This is a genomic window from Shewanella sp. c952 (assembly GCF_019654975.1).
Classification (GTDB): Bacteria; Pseudomonadota; Gammaproteobacteria; order Enterobacterales; family Shewanellaceae; genus Shewanella.
The window spans coordinates 1-559 of the sequence record NZ_BPEW01000113.1 but is presented as its reverse complement, the minus strand read 5'-3'; the positions used below and the strand labels follow the sequence as shown (position 1 = coordinate 559).

General features: G+C 46.5%; 1 protein-coding gene. It reads right to left on the bottom strand.

The genetic code is table 11. From position 1 onward, the window contains the following. The coding region (locus tag K5R16_RS22730; RefSeq protein ID WP_220740572.1) for a hypothetical protein at positions 1 to 559 on the bottom strand (559 nt) is incomplete at both ends.

The window sequence follows — 559 nt, the reverse complement described above, 5'->3', positions numbered from 1 at the left end:
AATCTTTTTTCTTCTCTCCCTCCCCTCCCCTTCCTTCTTTCTTTTTCTCTTCCTCCCTCTCCCCTTCTTCCCTTCTTTCCCCCCCTCCCTTTTTTTCCTCCCCCTCCTTTTCTCCTTCTCCTCCCCCTCCTTTTTCTTCTCTCTTTCTCCTTTCTTTTTCTCTTTCTCTTTCTTTCCTCTTCTTCCCTTCTCCTCCTTTCTTTTTTTTTCTCTCCTCCCTTTTCTCCTACTTTTCTTTTTCTCTTTCCTTTCTCTCTTCTCCCTTCTCCTTTCTCCTCCTCTCCTCCTTTTCTTCCTCCTTTCTCTCCTTTTCCTTTTCTCTTCTCTCCCTCCTTTTTCTTTCTCTCCCTTTTTCCCTCTCTCTCTTCCTCCCCCTCCCCTCTTTTTTTCCCTCTCTTTCCCCTCTTTTGTTTCCTCCCGTTTTTCTTCCCTTGCTCCTTCCTCTTTTTCTCCCCTCCCCTCCCCTTTTCCCTCCTCCCTTTTTCCCTCTTTTTTCTCCTTTTCTTCTCTCTTCTCTCCTTCCTGGTTTCTCCTCCCCTCTGCCTTTTTCTTCCCTCTC